1 protein-coding gene is annotated in these 1,148 nt (G+C 41.6%); it reads left to right on the top strand.

The window, feature by feature from the left end; all coding sequences use genetic code 11:
* Positions 1–1,148: sensor histidine kinase (locus A3756_RS18325; protein WP_304438902.1), on the top strand; the 1,148-nt coding region annotated here is incomplete at both ends.

Raw genomic sequence — 1,148 nt, forward strand, 5'->3', positions numbered from 1 at the left:
TTCCTGCCCGTTATTTAAAACACGGGCGTGCTTACTGGTCAAAGTCTTATATGGACCCTTATTCATTAGAACCGATGGTAACTTGTACGGTGCCAATGTTCGAGAATGGCGTTTTCAAGGGTGTCGCAACAATCGATCTAAGGTTAACTGGCTTGTCTGAGTTTATGTCTGAGCAGGCAAAATTAATTGGGGGCTATGCTTTTGCCTTAGATCGAAATAATCGCTTACTGTCATTCCCAGTCGAAGTTAATAAGCAAGCTCAGTTCCTAGACCTCAAAGGCTTCGTCAAACATGAATATCCGACTATGTCAGACATTTCAGCAACTAACTCCGGTTTCCAGCAAATAGAAAGTTACCTTAAAACGGTAAGTACTTCGCTCAGTAATGGGGCAGGTGATGATAAATTCAGTGCTGAAGTTAAACGCTTAGCAGAGGTGCTGGCTGAAGAATCTTATCAGGTTGAAGTTGAAGAAGGCTCTACGATAGCCGCTTTCTTGTTAGGTTTGCGGTTTGAAGCCTCAACAAATAAACCACTAATCTTGAAAGATGACCCTATTCTATTAGAGGCTTCATCAATCAGAGTCTTGAGCCTTCCCAATATTGGCTGGAAGGTCGTACTATCTATGCCTGCCCGGTATAGTATTGCGGTAGTAGATGAAATATCTGACGGCCTATTAAGCAATCTCTTAGTACTGTTAGTTTTCAGTGCTCTCTCTTATATTATCTTCTTCAACCTGGTCTTCATGGAGCCTATTAATAAGCTGACCCAGCAGGTGAGAAAGCTTGTTAGCCGTGAAGATTACGTAACGCGTCTGAAAATACCTAGCAGTAGCGAACTTTCCCAGTTAGCGAGCTGGTTTAATATTCGTACCTCTCAGCTGAGTGAAACCTTAGATGAGCTTAAGCAGCGAAACTCACAGTTGGATGACGCCAGAGAAGTTGCTGAAAGCGCTAACAGAAGTAAAAATATTTTTCTCGCATCCATGAGTCATGATATTCGAACGCCAATGAATGCCATCATTGGTTTGTCGGATGTGTTAAAGAAAACCAAACTCGATGCTGAGCAGGATAAGTTTGTAAATGTTATCAACTCTTCAGCTCAGGCTTTATTGTCCTTAATTAACGATATAATGGACTTTTCTAAGATC

The sequence above is a fragment of the Oleiphilus sp. HI0086 genome (assembly GCF_001635225.1).